Raw genomic sequence first — 15,557 nt, 5'->3', positions numbered from 1 at the left:
ATCGAATTACTTACGCAGTTCGACGCGACGGTTCTGAGCCCAGGACTGCTCGTCGTTGCCCATGGCAACCGGACGCTCTTCGCCGTAGGAAACCAGTTCCAGCTGAGCCGGGGAAACGCCCTGCAGTACCAGGTAACGCTGTACGGCCTTGGAACGACGCTCACCCAGAGCCATGTTGTACTCGCGAGTACCACGCTCGTCGGTGTGGCCTTCCAGAACGACGCGAGCGCCGTTGCCTTTCAGGTCCTTGGCATGAACGTCCAGAGCGCGCATGGCTTCCGGCTTCAGGTCGGAGCTGTCGTACTCGAAGTAGAAGGTAGTGATGGCGCGCAGAGCGGCTTCTTCGCTCATGCTGCCGTCGATAGCGCCCGAATCAGCACCGTAACCAGCATTCGGATCGATCGCGCCCGAGCCTTCGCCAGAATCGTCGCCGCCCTTGGAGGAACAACCGACAGCAACAGCCATGGCCAGAGCCAGAGCGGTGAACTTACCGAATTTCAGCATTTCCATTTGTAACAACCCCAGGTGTGTTTTTGGTTAAAAAGCGTTGATACCGCATCAGTTCAGGTAAGGGGACCAGGACGGCTCTCGGACTTCGCCTTGAGCTGTTGGAAGCGGGAGCCTAACGCGTCCATTGATGGACACGAGCATCAGGACTCCCCGGCCCTGCTGGCGGGTGGCGTAGATTAGCATGGTGCCATTAGGCGCAACAGTGGGTGACTCATCCAGACTGGTATCCGAAAGTATCCGCAGATTGCCGCGCTGTAGATCCTGCGCAGCGACCTTGAAGTTGGTATAGCCGTCCTGACGGTGAATCATGACCAGCGTTTTTTCGTCAGCCGACAGCTTCGGGTTCGCATTGTAGTTACCAACGAACGTCACCCGTTCGGCCGAGTTGCTGCCGAGTCGCTGCTTGTACACCTGCGGCTTGCCAGCGCGGTCAGAGGTGAAGTAGATCGTTTGACCATCCGCGCCCCAGAAGGGTTCGGTATCGATCGCGTAGTGATTGGTCAGACGCTGCAGCTGACGCGAGCCGAGATCCATGACGTAGATCTCGGGGTTGCCATCCTTGGACAGCACGAATGCAAGGCGATTGCCATCAGGCGAGAACGCCGGAGCGCCGTTCAGGCCCTCGAAGTTGGTGATCTGCTCGCGGCGACCGGTGTCGATGTGCTGAACGAAAATCCGCGGGCGCTTCTGCTCGAACGAAACGTAGGCAATGCGACGACCGTCCGGCGAATAGCGCGGCGAGAGAATCGGCTCACGCGACTGCAGCAAGGTCACTGCGCGCGCACCATCATAATCGGAGCGTTGCAGCGTGTAGCGGGTGTTGGCACCGCCCAGGCGCTCGACGGTGACATAAAGCAGGCGAGTGGAAAACGCGCCCTTGATGCCGGTCAGCTTCTCGAAAGACTGGTCAGCCGCATGGTGGGCCATGTCGCGCAGCTGGTCCGGCGAGCCACCGACCGTTCCGGTCATGACCTGCTGTTCGGTGGTCACGTTGAACACTTCGTAACGAACCTGCAGTCGCCCACCGGCCGGCTCGATGTTGCCAACCATCACGTACTGGGCGCCAAGGGCCTTCCAGTCGCGATAGATGATCTCGCTGCCGCGGGTCGGCATGCTGATCATGTTCTGCCGAGGGATCGGCTGAAAGATGCCGGAATTGCGCAAGTCGTTACCTACGATTTCCGCCATGTCTTCTGGCAGCACGGTACCGCCCTGCCAGCCAAATGGCACAACGGCAATCGGGATCGCCCGATCGGCACCACTGGTTACCACGATGTTCTTTTCCTGCGCCACCGCTATTCCCGCCAGGCAGCAGAGCAGGACAAGTAGACCTCGAATGGAATTGATCACAACGCAAGATCCTCAGGCGTAAATGTCATTTTGAATGACCGGTAAGGCTGGAAGTCCTGCGGGCTCAAGCCCTGCATTTCAGTCAGCCGACCGATGTTCTTAACTGCGGCAACCGCAGAGTTATCGAATGGCACGTCACCGCTGGAGCGCGACACACTGACGTTGGTAATGGTGCCATCTGGAAGCATGTTTACCTGAAGCTGCACGGTCATGTTGTTACGCGCCGACGGCGGGCGGGTCCAACCCTCTGCCGCACGCAATCGAATCAGATCGTCGAAGTTACCGGCGACCTGGTCGCCGTGGGTATCGGCCAACGCCTGCTGGCGCTCGGTGGTATCAGACAGCAACTCGGCAAGCGCCTGGGCCTTCTTGTCTTCTGCCGCCTTGCGCGCCGCATCCGCTGCCGCTTTCTTCTTCGCGTCCTCTGCTGCCTTTTTCTTCGCTGCTTCAGCTGCCGCTTTTTTCTTGGCCTCTTCCGCCGCCTTGCGCTTGGCTTCTTCGGCAGCCTTCTTCTTCGCTTCCTCTGCAGCCTTTTGCTTGGCCAGTTCTTCAGCAGCCTTCTTCTTGGCGATCTCGGCCTGCTTCTGTTGCTCGACCTTCTTGGCCTCCTCGGCCTTCTTCGCCGCCGCGGCTTTCTCGGCTGCAGCTTTCGCCGCATCGGCCTTTCGAGCCTCTTCAGCCTTCTTTTGTTCCGCAGCACGAGCCGCAGCGGCCTGTTTCTCCTGCTCGACCTTGCGCTGTTCCATCTGCTCGCTTTCGAACTGCTTGGCAGCAGTCCTCTTCGCTTCGCCCGCGATCTTCTGGTTGGTCTGAGTAGTTGCCTGGCTCTGCGACTTCAACTGGTACAGGGTGGCCTGCACGATCGGCTTGGAAGGGGGCAGCTCGGGTGTCATCGAGAAGCTGACGAACAACATGCCGAAAATTATGACGTGCAGGCCGACCGCCAGCACGGTCGGCCAGAAGTAGCTCTGCGAAGGCGACGAGTCACGCTGCTGCATCAAGGCGCCTCGGTGATCAGGCCGACATTACCAACGCCGGCTTCCTGCAAACCGCCCATGGCCGCCATGACCGAGCCGTAATCCACGGCACGGTCGCCACGGATGAATACCTGAGTGTCAGGGCGCTGACGCATGATCGCGACAACGGCCTGCGTCATGTCGGCCAATGCGACAGCCTCGTTACCCTTGCTTTCGGTATCGACCTCACTGCCAACGTTCCAGTAGTAGGTCTTGTCAGCCTTGATGGAGATCGTCAGCACTTGCTTGTCGTTATCCTGCGGCAGGGCTTCACTGCTGACCTTGGGCAGATCGACCTTGACGCCCTGATTGAGCATCGGCGCCGTCACCATGAAGATAACCAGCAGCACCAGCATCACATCGATGTAAGGCACCACGTTCATCTCGGCGACGGGCTTGCGTCTGTTGCGGATTCTGGCCATGGCCGTGGGCCTCAGTCTTCGGTGGTGTGAACTTTGCGGTGGAGGATGGCCTGGAACTCATCGGCGAACGTGTAATAACGACCAATGAGCATCTCGCCGCGGGCAGCGAAACGGTTGTAGGCGATGACCGCAGGAATCGCTGCGAACAGACCGATCGCGGTAGCAATAAGCGCCTCGGCGATACCCGGCGCGACGGTTGCCAGCGTTGCCTGCTGAACCTGGGCCAGGCCACGAAACGAGTTCATGATCCCCCATACGGTGCCGAACAGGCCGATGTAAGGGCTGGTGGAACCAACTGTCGCCAGGAACGGCAAGCTTTGTTCGAGCTTTTCCTCTTCACGGGAAATTGCCACGCGCATGGCACGGTTGACGCCGTCCATCACTGCATCAGGATCGACGCCTTGCTGCTGGCGCAGACGGGAAAATTCCTTGAAGCCGGCGCGAAAGATCTGCTCGACGCCCGAGTCCGGGTCAGGATTGCTGCCCGCCTGACGATACAGCTTGGACAGGTCGATCCCCGACCAGAAGCGCTCTTCGAAGGTATCGAGGGCTCGTTTCGCTGCGCGCAGCATATTGCCGCGCTGAAAAATCAGAATCCATGAGGTCACCGAAGCGCCTACAAGTATCAGCATAACCAGCTGCACCACGAAGCTGGCGTTGCTGATCAGGCTCCACATGGACATATGGTCGACGTTGGCTTCCACGCTTACTCTCCTGCAGGGGATAGACCCGAACCGGCGAAGGCGGCACGCAGCGCTTCGGGAATGGCTCGGGGTTTCAAACTTTCGGCACGCACGCAGGCCACCAGCACCTGCCCTTCACAAAGCAGAACATCATCTACCGCACGCCGGACCTGCTGGCGAAAACGCAGGCTGGCACGATTCAGCTCAACCACCTCGGCCGTAACCAGCAATTCATCATCCAGCCGTGCCGGAGCACGGTAACGCGCCTCGACCGAATGCACGACGAACAGCAAGTCTTCACCGGCTAGCTGCGACTGGGCAAATCCCAGACTGCGCAACCGCTCGGTACGAGCTCGCTCCATGAATTTGAGGTAATTGACGTAGTAGACAATGCCGCCCGCATCGGTGTCCTCGTAATAGACTCGACAGCGGTGGGTGAAGATTTCAGCTCCGGCTTGCGCGCGCATACTAGTGCTCGGCCCTGTAAATGCCAATCGGGTAAGACAACAATATTTTCGTCAAACTATGTCGCCATCGAACAGATCCGGCGTCGGCGCGTCCCCCATGCGCTTGGGCAGGTTGAGGCCGAAATGGAGATAGGCGTGACGAGTGACGACCCGGCCGCGCGGCGTGCGCATGATGTAGCCCTGCTGGATGAGATAGGGCTCGAGCACGTCCTCGATGGTATGCCGCTCTTCGCTGATCGCGGCGGCCAAACTGTCGATTCCCACCGGGCCGCCATCGAACTTCTCGATCAGCGTGAGCAGCAACCGGCGATCCTGATGATCGAAGCCTCGCTCGTCGACGTCGAGCATGTTCAGCGCGAGATCGGCGATCTGCCGGGTGATCTCGCCACGCCCCCGCACCTCGGCGAAATCGCGCACGCGGCGTAACAGTCGGTTGGCGATTCGCGGCGTCCCACGGGCTCTTCGGGCGATCTCGAACGCGCCTTCGGCCTCGGTTGGCAGACCCAGAATGCTGGCCGAGCGACTGACGATGGTCGCCAGGTCCTCGGTGGAGTAGAACTCCAGCCGCTGGACGATACCAAATCGATCGCGTAACGGATTGGTCAGCATGCCGGCGCGGGTGGTAGCACCCACGAGGGTAAATGGCGGCAAATCCAGCTTGATCGAACGCGCCGCCGGCCCCTCTCCGATCATGATGTCCAGCTGAAAGTCTTCCATCGCCGGATACAGCACTTCCTCGACGATGGGCGAGAGCCGGTGGATTTCGTCGACAAACAGCACGTCGCCAGCTTCCAGATTGGTCAGCAATGCGGCCAGGTCTCCCGGCCGCTCGAGCACCGGCCCGGATGTGCTCTTGATCGACACACCCATCTCTTCGGCAATGATGTTCGCCAACGTGGTCTTGCCCAGCCCCGGCGGGCCGAAGATGAGCGTGTGGTCGAGCGCCTCCTGGCGGCCCTTGGCGGCGCGGATGAAGAGGTCCATCTGCTCGCGAACGACAGGCTGCCCGATGTACTCAGCCAGTTTGAGTGGCCGAATGGCGCGATCCAGTTGTTCGTCGCGATCGCGACTGCCTGCCGTGACGATACGATCCGCTTCGATCATGGCTTACACCATGCCCTTGAGGGCGCGACGGATCATTTCTTCACTGCTCAAATCATCTTCCTGTATGGCGGACACTGCACGGCTCGCTTCCTGCGGCTTGAATCCCAGGGAGATCAACGCGCTGACCGCATCATTCTCGGCGCTTGTGACTGCCGTTTTGCTCCCGGGTTCAACCACGAAGGTCGCTGTCGCGGGCATGGCTTCCCACGCCTTGAAGCGATCCTTCAGCTCGACCAGAAGCCGCTCGGCGGTTTTCTTGCCGACACCTGGTATGCGTACCAGGGCCGAAGTGTCCTGCGCCTGCACGCAGCGCACCAGCTCATCGACCTCCAAACCGGACATCAGGGCCAGCGCCAGCTTGGGGCCGACACCGTTCAAACGGATCAACTCACGAAACAGCTCGCGCTCACGCTTTTCGGCGAAGCCATAAAGTAGTTGCGCGTCTTCGCGCACGACGAGGTGCGTATGCAGAGTCACCGGCTCACCTACCGCTGGCAGGCGGTACAACGTCGTCATCGGCACCTCGACCTCATAGCCAATGCCGTTTACGTCCAGAATCAGATGCGGCGGTTGCTTTTCCGCCAGCGTGCCGCGCAAACGTCCGATCAATCTGTGTCCTCCGTGGCCATCCCATCTCTGGCGACCAGTCGATTATCCGTCCAACCACAAATGCTTGCGCCGACTACAGACGCAACCGCCCGCCTCGCCGCTTGGCGCCGACCAGACCGTGTGGAATGAGGCTCTGCCGGTGATGGGCGTGACACAGCGCAATGGCCAGCGCATCAGACGCATCGATCTGTGGTTTTTCTAGAAGCTTGAGCAGGTGCATGACCATCATCTGCACCTGCTGCTTGTCCGCACCGCCGGTTCCGGCGATCGCCTGCTTGACCTGCGTCGCGGTGTATTCGGCGATCTGCAGCCCGGCTTCAGCACCGGCAACGATGGCCGCCCCACGAGCCTGGCCAAGCTTCAGCGCAGAATCGGCATTGCGCGCCATGAACACCTGCTCGATGCCCATGGTCACCGGCCCGTAGGTCCGGATGACCTCGCTGACACCACTGAACACGGCACGAAGCCGGTCGGGCAACTCGCCAGTACCGGTACGAATGCAGCCGGACGCCACATATTCACAACCGCGGCCAGTGTCACGCACAACACCATAGCCGGTAATCCGAGAGCCGGGGTCGATACCCAAAATCAGCGTCATGCCTTGGCCGTGCTGTCTATTTATCCAGTGGCGAGTATACGGAGCCGACGCCTGATCCGCCACCGACCACTGTCCGGCACACTGCTAGATGCGCCAGCCGTAAAAAAGCCGGGAGCACATTTATGCGACTCCCGGCTCGGATGGCGTGACACTCAACCCAACTGCTGCATGATCTCGTCTGAGATCTCCGCGTTGTGGTAGACGTTCTGCACGTCATCCAGATCTTCCAGTGCATCGATCAAGCGCAGCACCTTCTGCGCCGTTTCGACATCAGTAATCGGCGCCATGATTGATGGAATCATCGCCACTTCGGCCTCGTCGCCCTTGAAGCCAGCCTGCGTCAGCGCCTCATTGACCGAGAGGAAATCGGCAAAGCTGGTATAGATTTCGACCGAGCCATCCTCCTGGCTGACCACGTCGTCGGCACCCGCCTCCAGCGCCGCTTCCATCAACGCATCCTCATCGACGCCGGGCGCATAGCTGATCTGACCTTTACGATCGAACATGTAGGCGACGGAGCCATCAGTACCGAGGTTGCCGCCGTTCTTGCTGAAGGCGTGGCGCACCTCCGCCGCAGTACGGTTGCGATTGTCGGTCATCGCCTCGATGATGATCGCCACGCCGCTTGGCGCGTAACCCTCGTAGCTCAGCTCGGTCATGTTGTCCGCCTCGCTGGAGCCTGCGCCCCGTGCGATAGCGCGATCGATGACATCACGAGACATGTTGGCCGTCAGCGCCTTGTCGACAGCCAGACGCAGACGCGGGTTGTCCGCCGGCACGCCGCCGCCGTGCTTGGCCGCCACGGTCAGCTCACGGATCAACTTGGTGAAAATCTTGCCCCGCTTGGCGTCCTGGCGCTCTTTGCGGTGCTTGATATTGGCCCATTTGGAATGACCAGCCATAACTCACTCCATTCTTCGACTGAATCGGATATCTCGATAACCGCCCCGCCTGCAGCTAACCATCAGAGCAAAGCGGCCATCACCGTAACGCCTGTACGGCTTGAGGCCGCAAGACGAAGAAGCCTGGCAGAGCCAGGCTTCGGGTAGCGCTTATTCCGCCTTCGGCTGCTCGCGCAGACGGATATGCAGATCACGGAGCGCCTTGTTGTCCACCGCACCCGGTGCCTGGGTCATGACGTCCGCCGCACTCTGGGTTTTCGGGAAGGCGATCACTTCACGAATGGACTGCGCACCGGTCATCAGCATCACCAGGCGATCGAGACCGAAAGCCAGACCACCATGTGGCGGCGCGCCAAACTTCAGCGCATCGAGGAGGAAGCCGAACTTCTCTTCCTGCTCGGCTTCATCGATGCCAAGAATGCGGAACACGGTCTGCTGCATTTCCTTGCGATGGATACGGATCGAACCGCCACCGAGTTCGGTACCGTTGAGCACCATGTCGTAGGCACGCGACAGAGCGCCAGCCGGGTTGGCCTCCAGCTCCTGCGGTGTGCACTTCGGCGCGGTGAACGGGTGGTGCAGTGCGCTCAGCGAGCCGTCATCATTCTCTTCGAACATCGGGAAGTCGACGACCCACAGCGGCGCCCAGTCGCAGGTCAGCAGCTTGAGGTCGTGACCGATCTTGATGCGCAGCGCCCCCAATGCTTCGCAAACGATCTTCGCCTTGTCTGCACCGAAGAACACGATGTCGCCATCGACCGCACCGACGCGATCGAGGATCACATTGAGGTTGTCTTCGGGAATGAACTTGACGATCGGCGATTGCAGCCCTTCCACGCCCTTGGCGCGCTCGTTGACCTTGATATAAGCCAGGCCCTTGGCGCCGTAGATACCGACGAACTTGGTGTAGTCATCGATCTGGCTGCGCGGCATGCTCGCCGCACCCGGAACGCGCAGCGCGGCGACGCGCCCTTTCGGATCATTGGCCGGACCGGAGAACACCTTGAACTCGACGGCATTGAGCTGATCGGCAACGTCTACCAGCTCCAGCGGAATACGCAGGTCCGGCTTGTCCGAGCCGTAACGGCGCATCGCCTCTTCGAACGGCATGTGCGGGAATTCACCAAACTCCAGATCCAGCACTTCCTTGAACAGCTTGCGGATCATGCCCTCGGTGATACCGATGATGTCCGCTTCGTCGAGAAAGCTGGTCTCGATGTCGATCTGGGTGAACTCGGGCTGGCGATCGGCGCGCAGGTCTTCGTCGCGGAAGCACTTAGCGATCTGGTAGTAGCGATCGAAACCGGCAACCATCAGCAGCTGCTTGAACAGCTGCGGCGACTGCGGCAGGGCAAAGAAATTGCCGGCATGGGTGCGGCTCGGCACCAGATAGTCACGAGCACCTTCGGGCGTCGGGCGACCGAGGATCGGGGTTTCTACATCGAGGAAACCGTTGTCATCCAAGTAGCGACGAATACTGGCAGTGATGCGCGAACGCAGCTTGAGCTTCTCGGCCATTTCCGGGCGACGCAGGTCGATGAAGCGATAGCGCAGCCGCGTCTCTTCGCCAACATCGCTGTACTCATTGAGCGGGAACGGCGGAGTCTCCGCATCGTTGAGCACCTCCAGCTCATAGCCGAGGACTTCGATGGCACCGGAGGCGATGTTCGGATTCACCGCACCAGCCGGTCGCAGCCGCACCTTGCCGGTGATCTTCACCACATACTCGCTACGCACCTTGTCGGCCGTCGCGAAGGTTTCCGCGCGGTCGGGATCGAAGACCACCTGAGCCAGGCCCTCACGATCACGCACGTCGAGGAAGATCACCCCGCCATGGTCGCGACGGCGATGTACCCAGCCGCAAAGAGTGATTTCCTGACCATCCAGGCTTTCGTTCAGTTGGCCGCAATAGTGGCTGCGCATCATGGTGGAGTTCGCTTCTCGTATCTTGAATTCGATGGGGCGCTAGAGCCGCGACAGGTGACAGCACCGTTGCTGCTCTGCACAAGCGGCGCGTGTCGCACGCGTTACCGCAGATGACACCAGGTGCTGCGACTTGCGCAGAGGCCGCCGAGCATAAGCGCGAGATTATATCTACATAATCAGCGCGGCGCAGCCGTTGCACCTGGGGATTCGAATTCTGGGCCGCGAATGGAACCCCTCAGCCATCCAGGCCTTCCAAAACCACGACCGCTGAACCAGAGACGCATCGCTTCACAAAGCCATGCATTTTTCTGGCATAACTAATAACTGAACCATCCACCCAGGAGAAAAACATGGAAATCAACATTGGCATCGCCGAACAGGACCGGGCAGCCATCGCCGAGGGCCTGTCTCGCCTGCTCGCCGACACCTACACCCTGTATCTGAAGACCCATAACTTCCACTGGAACGTTACCGGGCCGATGTTCAACACGCTGCATACCATGTTCGAAACCCAGTACACCGAACTCGCTCTTGCGGTGGACGAAATTGCCGAACGCATCCGTACCCTGGGCTTCCCGGCACCGGGCACCTATGCTGCTTATGCACGTCTGAGCTCAATCAAGGAAGAAGAAGGCGTCCCTTCGGCTGAAGAGATGATCAAACTGCTGGTGGAAGGCCAGGAGGCGGTCGTACGCACTGCTCGCGGCATCTTCCCGCTGCTGGACAAGGTCAATGACGAACCAACCGCCGATCTGCTGACCCAGCGCATGCAGAGCCATGAAAAGACTGCCTGGATGTTGCGCAGCCTGCTCTCGGCCTAAGCTGCCTCCCTGGACGGGGCGGCGTTGCACGCCCCGCCCTGCTTTGCGATCACACTTGATAACGGCACCGTCACACTCTCTTTACGTACACTCAGCCAGAGCAGCGGAACACGCATTTGAGCCCCCTCCTCCTTTACTGTTAAATACGCCGCGCTGCAGCCGGACCCGCGCGGTTTTTCGAACAGTGTTCAGCCCTGCCCGACGAACGTTTTTACGAGCTCCCGGCCTTGCGGCTTCTTCTGTCGTTTTATCAACCGTGAGCCATACAAGAATGCTGAAGATCGTCCATGTTCTGGCGGGCGTCATTGCCCTGTTACTGTCATTTGTTCCCAGCCTGCAAGGCGCCATGCCTCTGCTTTTGCAACCTGAAGCCCTGTGCTTGCTTATGCTTGGCCTGCTGAACGTTCAGTTTGCGCCATCCGCCCAGCTGATAGATTCCCGAACCCGCCCCACACTCATCGCAGCGTCCGCCCTGCTACTGATTTCCATCGCCCTGCAATCCGTTATTGTCCTCGCATCGGTCCCCCAGATCGCGGGGCAGCCCGCTACGCTAGCCAGCCTGCTGCTTGCCTTCGTTGCAGTACTGCTGCACCTGGCCACGCCTCAAGCACAACGCGCGCAGCACAAACCGACCCGCAAACCCGCTGGCACGGCCACACCATCGGCGGCAGGTCGCGAGGCCGGTACCGTCAAGTGGTTCAATACATCCAAGGGTTTCGGTTTTATTTCCAGAGATAGCGGAGATGACGTGTTTGTGCATTTCCGGGCGATTCGCGGAGAAGGGCACCGCGTTTTGGTCGAAGGGCAGCGCGTGGAGTTCAGCATCATGATGCGCGACAAGGGCCTTCAGGCAGAAGACGTCGTCCCGGTTGAATCGGGCCGATAAGCGTCGATGGCAGGGAGGGTTAGCTCACCTCCCTGCCACATCAATCTTCAATAATGCGGTGGCGGAGCTTCATTCTCACCTGCATCCATCGGCACTTGCATTTCTTCCTGGCGCTTAGCCAACGCGCGCAGCTGCAGCTGCATCCGCTCCATAACCCGCTGCTGCTCCACGAGCACATCATTCAGCGCCTGGATCGTGTCGTCCTGAAATGCCAGGCGCGTCTCCAGATCCGTAACACGCGACTCCAGATCCATCGTCATTCTCCAAATCGGAATTGATCGGCCAGCACCAGCTTGAGCTTGCTTTTGATCACAGCAACCTGCTCGGCGCTGTAAGGCTGCGCCGGATGCTTACCCCAAACAGGCCCCGGCCAAGCGGGATCATCGCGGCGCCTGGCAATGACGTGTACGTGCAACTGACTGACCACATTACCAAGGGTGGCAACGTTCATCTTGTCCGCCCCAAAAGTGTCTTTCACCGTCTCGGCCAGCGACGTAGCTTCCTGCCACAGCGCCTGTTGATCCGCAGTGTCAAGCTGGAACAACTCGCTGACCTCTTCACGACGCGGGACCAGGATAAACCATGGATATTGCGCGTCGTTCATCAACAACAACCGGCAGAGCGGGAAGTCGCCAAGCAGCAACGTATCCTGCTCCAGACGCGAATCGAGTACGAACATATAACTCCCCTGCCAACCGAAAATGAAAGGTGCGTACTGCTGCATTGCGATCGAAAAAGGATACTCCATGCACGCCGCACGACAAGCTCTACGGCGCACAGCAAAGGTGCCTGACTGCGGGGTGACGGCGCGCTCTTGGTGCATACCCGAAGAAAAAAACAGCGACGAACCCAACGAATGAGCGCAGAGCGGATTTGAGTACGCTTTTTGCTAGCAGAGCGTATGGGGACCTGAAAGAGGCTTGAAACGCGGCAAAGAAACACACATCGCTTGCTCTAGCGCACCACTAGAGCTAAACAGTAAAGTCTCTGGATGGCTTTATTCGCGACAGCGGCCATGACTGGCAAAGCCCGATGCAGGACTAAGAAGTTGCACCCTTTCCGCGCAACCGCGGAAGGTAAGCACCGTTTTTAAACCAAAGGAGCAATCACAATGAAAGTGATGAAGTGGAGCGTAATCGCCCTAGCCGTAGCGGCGGGCACCTCCCAGATGGCGCTGGCCAGCCAGCAATCGGAGTCCAAGGGTTTCGTCGAGGACGCAAGCCTCGATCTGTTGCTGCGTAATACGTATTTCAATCGTGACTACAAGGACGGCGTCGGCGACGTACGGAGCTGGGGCCAAGGCTTCATCACCACGTTCGAGTCGGGCTTCACTCAAGGCACCATCGGCGTAGGTGTGGATGCTTACGGTATCCTCGGTGTTCGCCTAGATGGCGGCAAGGGCTATAACTACAACGCCATGTTCGAACGCGACTCCAATAACGAACCGGAGCGCGACCTGTCCCAGGCTGGCGCAGCTATCAAAGCTCAGTTCTCCAACACTGTGATCAAGTACGGTAACCAGTTCCCGTCCATGCCGGTTCTGGCTTACGACGATTCCCGCCTGCTGCCCGAGTCGTTCACCGGCACACTCATAACCAGCAACGAGATTGAAGGCTTGGAGCTGAACGCGGGCCGATTTACTGCCGACAGCGCAATGTCGTCGTCGAGTCGCGATAGCGTTGGCCTGAACAGTGCCGATGTTTTCGGCGGAAGCTATCAGCTCAACGAGAATCTCAGTGCTTCGCTGTATTTTTCGGATGTCGAAGATGTCTATAAGAAAAAGTACGCAAACGTCAACTATGTAATGCCCATGGGGGCAGAACAGGCCTTGTCGTTTGACTTCAACATCTATAAGACCAAATACGACAACGAAACCATTCCTGACGCGTTCTTCGGCGACGGAACATTTGGTGACGACAGCACAATCTGGAGCCTCGCGGCTAAGTACAGCGTCGGCGCGCATGCTTTCATCCTCGCTCATCAGCGGGTTAGCGGCGACGCCGGATATGCGTACGACTTAGGCGACGGCGGCAGTTCAATCTGGGTTGCCAACTCCTACTACTCCGACTTCAACTGGAAAGACGAGCGCTCCTATCAGGCTAGTTACGAGCTGGATTTCAGCAGCTTCGGTGCTCCGGGGCTGTTCTGGAAGACCGCTTATGTCTACGGCGATAACATCGACGTCGCCAGCGGTGAAGGCAAAGAGCGCGAATTCTTCAACCAGGTCCAGTACGTAGTACAAAGCGGTCCGGTTAAAGATCTTTCGCTCAAGCTGCGCAACTCGATCTACCGCTCCAACGGAGCCCTGCGCGACGCAGGCAGCCCGGACCTGAACGAGATCCGCGCGTTCGTCGAATACCCGCTGAGCATCCTGTAACCGAGATGCGCAGTTGATTCGATGCAAAACAGAGCCCGGCGAAAGCCGGGCTCTTCGTTTAACCCCCTCGCCTGCCCAGCTGCCATGTCGATCCTATACGCCGCACCACACGCGCCGTACAATGCCGAGCTAAATTTCTGCCTCTGCAAGGACATAACGGCCACATGCGCACCAGTCAGTTCCTGCTCTCGACCCTCAAAGAAACCCCATCCGATGCAGTGGTTATCAGCCACCAGCTGATGCTGCGTGCCGGAATGATCCGCAAGCTGGCCTCCGGACTGTATACCTGGATGCCGATGGGACTGCGCGCGCTGCGCAAGGCCGAGGCCATCGTTCGTGAGGAGATGAACAAGGCTGGTGCTCTGGAGGTGCTGATGCCCGCCATCCAGCCGGCGGAGCTTTGGCAGGAGTCCGGTCGCTGGGAACAGTACGGTCCGGAGCTGCTGCGACTGAAGGATCGCCACAACCGCGAGTTCTGCGTTGGCCCGACGCATGAAGAGGTCATTACCGACCTGGCACGCAATGAGCTCCACAGCTACAAGCAGCTGCCTATCAACTTCTACCAGATCCAGACCAAATTCCGCGACGAGATACGCCCGCGTTTCGGTCTGATGCGTGGCCGTGAATTCCTGATGAAGGACGCCTACTCCTTCCACCTGTCCCAGGAATCGCTGCAGGAAACTTACGACCGCATGCATCAGGCGTACTGCAACGTCTTCACTCGCCTCGGTCTCGACTTCCGCCCTGTGCAGGCGGACACCGGCTCCATTGGCGGAACCGGCTCCCACGAGTTTCACGTACTGGCGGAGTCCGGCGAGGATGACATCGCCTTCAGCGACACGTCCGACTACGCCGCCAATATCGAGAAGGCCGAAGCCATTCCGCGCGAAACCGAACGTGGAGCGGCCAGCGAAGAGCTGCGTCTGGTAGACACACCGAACGCCAAGACAATCATCGAACTGGTCGAGCAGTTTGACCTGGCCATCGAGAAGACCGTTAAAACGCTGGTCGTCCATGGCGTCGAGAAAGACCAGCTAATCGCCTTGATCGTGCGCGGCGATCATGAACTCAATGAAATCAAGGCCGCGAACCTCGAGCAGGTTGCCAGCCCGCTTGTATTCGCCACCGAAGCTGAAATCCGCGCGGCCATCGGCGCCGGCCCCGGCTCGCTGGGCCCGCTGAATCTACCGATCCCCTGCGTGATTGATCGCTCCGTCGCACTGATGAGCGACTTCGGCGCCGGCGCCAATATCGACGACAAACACTACTTCGGCCTGAACTGGGAGCGTGACCTGCCACTGCCGCAGATCGCCGACCTGCGCAACGTTGTCACTGGCGATCCGAGTCCAGATGGCCAGGGCAACCTGGTCATCAAGCGTGGCATCGAAGTCGGTCACATTTTCCAGCTCGGCACGAAGTACAGCGAAGCCATGAATTGCCAGGTGATGGGTGAGAACGGTAAGCCGGCTACCCTGATCATGGGCTGCTATGGCATCGGCGTATCCCGCGTGGTAGCCGCCGCGATCGAGCAGAACTACGATGAGCGCGGCATTCTCTGGCCGGACGCACTCGCCCCCTTCCAGATCGCCCTGGTGCCGATGAAGTACGAGAACGAGGTGGTGAAAGAGGCGACCGACAAGCTCTACGCCGAACTTATCGCGGCCGGCTACGAGGTGTTGCTCGACGACCGTGACAAAAAGACCAGTCCCGGCGTCAAATTCGCCGACATGGAGCTGATCGGCATTCCGCATCGAATCGTAATCAGCGATCGCGGGTTGGCTGACGGCACCCTGGAATACAAACACCGCCGTGACGCGCAGCCCCAGCCGGTTGCGGCGGCGGAGATTCTGTCTTTCATCAACTCGCGCGCTAATCGCTGATCGGAA

At 59.4% G+C, this 15,557-nt stretch carries 16 protein-coding genes and 2 pseudogenes; 5 read left to right on the top strand and 13 right to left on the bottom strand.

What is annotated here, in order from left to right:
* Window positions 1–6 precede the first annotated feature (6 nt).
* The 11 genes from pal to aspS all read right to left on the bottom strand — a co-directional run bounded on the left by pal (window position 7) and on the right by aspS (window position 9,587).
* Window positions 7–510 (bottom strand): peptidoglycan-associated lipoprotein Pal, encoded by a 504-nt coding sequence (gene pal / locus EA798_RS06130; RefSeq protein WP_011913905.1) that lies wholly within the window; start codon window positions 508–510, stop codon window positions 7–9.
* Between the two features lie 48 nt (window positions 511–558).
* Window positions 559–1,860 carry a Tol-Pal system beta propeller repeat protein TolB gene (gene tolB / locus EA798_RS06125; RefSeq protein WP_106158120.1) on the bottom strand — a complete coding sequence of 434 codons (1,302 nt, stop codon included), beginning with the start codon at window positions 1,858–1,860 and terminating at the stop codon, window positions 559–561.
* On the bottom strand, window positions 1,857–2,858 hold the full coding sequence (tolA, locus tag EA798_RS06120) for a cell envelope integrity protein TolA (RefSeq protein ID WP_122098395.1): 1,002 nt from the start codon (window positions 2,856–2,858) through the stop codon (window positions 1,857–1,859). Before tolA ends, tolB begins: the two co-directional genes overlap by 4 nt.
* Window positions 2,858–3,298: a protein TolR gene (gene tolR / locus EA798_RS06115; RefSeq protein ID WP_015276364.1), complete on the bottom strand. Its 441-nt coding sequence runs from the start codon at window positions 3,296–3,298 to the stop codon at window positions 2,858–2,860. Before tolR ends, tolA begins: the two co-directional genes overlap by 1 nt.
* 11 nt (window positions 3,299–3,309) lie before the next feature.
* On the bottom strand, window positions 3,310–4,002 hold the full coding sequence (gene tolQ, locus EA798_RS06110; protein ID WP_015276363.1) for a protein TolQ: 693 nt from the start codon (window positions 4,000–4,002) through the stop codon (window positions 3,310–3,312).
* 2 nt (window positions 4,003–4,004) lie between these two features.
* Entirely contained in the window at window positions 4,005–4,448 is a 444-nt protein-coding gene (gene ybgC / locus EA798_RS06105) for a tol-pal system-associated acyl-CoA thioesterase (protein WP_038658078.1), read from the bottom strand.
* Between the two features lie 51 nt (window positions 4,449–4,499).
* A complete protein-coding gene (gene ruvB, locus EA798_RS06100) occupies window positions 4,500–5,552 on the bottom strand; it encodes a Holliday junction branch migration DNA helicase RuvB (protein ID WP_106158118.1) in 1,053 nt (350 codons plus the stop codon).
* A 3-nt stretch (window positions 5,553–5,555) separates the two neighbouring features.
* Complete coding sequence (gene ruvA, locus EA798_RS06095) at window positions 5,556–6,161, bottom strand: Holliday junction branch migration protein RuvA (protein ID WP_106158117.1); 606 nt, start codon at window positions 6,159–6,161, stop codon at window positions 5,556–5,558.
* A gap of 73 nt (window positions 6,162–6,234) precedes the next feature.
* Window positions 6,235–6,759 carry a crossover junction endodeoxyribonuclease RuvC gene (gene ruvC, locus EA798_RS06090; RefSeq protein ID WP_122098394.1) on the bottom strand — a complete coding sequence of 175 codons (525 nt, stop codon included), beginning with the start codon at window positions 6,757–6,759 and terminating at the stop codon, window positions 6,235–6,237.
* A 152-nt stretch (window positions 6,760–6,911) separates the two neighbouring features.
* On the bottom strand, window positions 6,912–7,661 hold the full coding sequence (locus tag EA798_RS06085; protein ID WP_015276358.1) for a YebC/PmpR family DNA-binding transcriptional regulator: 750 nt from the start codon (window positions 7,659–7,661) through the stop codon (window positions 6,912–6,914).
* 150 nt (window positions 7,662–7,811) lie between these two features.
* Window positions 7,812–9,587: an aspartate--tRNA ligase gene (aspS, locus tag EA798_RS06080; protein WP_122098393.1), complete on the bottom strand. Its 1,776-nt coding sequence runs from the start codon at window positions 9,585–9,587 to the stop codon at window positions 7,812–7,814.
* Window positions 9,588–9,937: 350 nt separating this feature from the next.
* On the opposite strand from aspS, the gene EA798_RS06075 reads away from it, so the two are divergent.
* From EA798_RS06075 to EA798_RS20740, 3 genes and pseudogenes are all read left to right on the top strand, one after another.
* On the top strand, window positions 9,938–10,408 hold the full coding sequence (locus EA798_RS06075; RefSeq protein ID WP_106158113.1) for a Dps family protein: 471 nt from the start codon (window positions 9,938–9,940) through the stop codon (window positions 10,406–10,408).
* A pseudogene (locus EA798_RS20840) lies at window positions 10,365–10,994 on the top strand (cold shock domain-containing protein membrane protein); the annotation flags it as partial. The gene EA798_RS06075 and the pseudogene EA798_RS20840, both read left to right, overlap by 44 nt.
* Window positions 10,995–11,075: 81 nt before the next feature.
* A pseudogene (locus tag EA798_RS20740) lies at window positions 11,076–11,294 on the top strand (cold-shock protein); the annotation flags it as partial.
* A 47-nt stretch (window positions 11,295–11,341) separates the two neighbouring features.
* Here EA798_RS20740 and EA798_RS06065 read toward each other — a convergent pair.
* On the bottom strand, window positions 11,342–11,548 hold the full coding sequence (locus tag EA798_RS06065) for a SlyX family protein (RefSeq protein ID WP_106158111.1): 207 nt from the start codon (window positions 11,546–11,548) through the stop codon (window positions 11,342–11,344).
* Window positions 11,549–11,550: 2 nt separating this feature from the next.
* Complete coding sequence (locus tag EA798_RS06060; protein ID WP_122098669.1) at window positions 11,551–11,973, bottom strand: HIT family protein; 423 nt, start codon at window positions 11,971–11,973, stop codon at window positions 11,551–11,553.
* Between the two features lie 432 nt (window positions 11,974–12,405).
* Here EA798_RS06060 and EA798_RS06055 point away from each other — a divergent pair, with 432 nt between their 5' ends.
* Together EA798_RS06055 and EA798_RS06050 are read left to right on the top strand one after the other, a co-directional pair.
* Window positions 12,406–13,671 carry an OprD family porin gene (locus tag EA798_RS06055; RefSeq protein ID WP_106158110.1) on the top strand — a complete coding sequence of 422 codons (1,266 nt, stop codon included), beginning with the start codon at window positions 12,406–12,408 and terminating at the stop codon, window positions 13,669–13,671.
* 164 nt (window positions 13,672–13,835) lie between these two features.
* Window positions 13,836–15,551, top strand: a complete 1,716-nt coding sequence (locus EA798_RS06050) for a proline--tRNA ligase (protein WP_122098391.1) — start codon at window positions 13,836–13,838, stop codon at window positions 15,549–15,551.
* Window positions 15,552–15,557: the final 6 nt, after the last annotated feature.

The organism is Pseudomonas songnenensis, assembly GCF_003696315.1.
GTDB classification, from domain to species: domain Bacteria; phylum Pseudomonadota; class Gammaproteobacteria; order Pseudomonadales; family Pseudomonadaceae; genus Stutzerimonas; species Stutzerimonas songnenensis.
The sequence above is the reverse complement of the archived record's forward strand: the minus strand, read 5'-3'. Positions and strand labels throughout refer to the sequence as shown.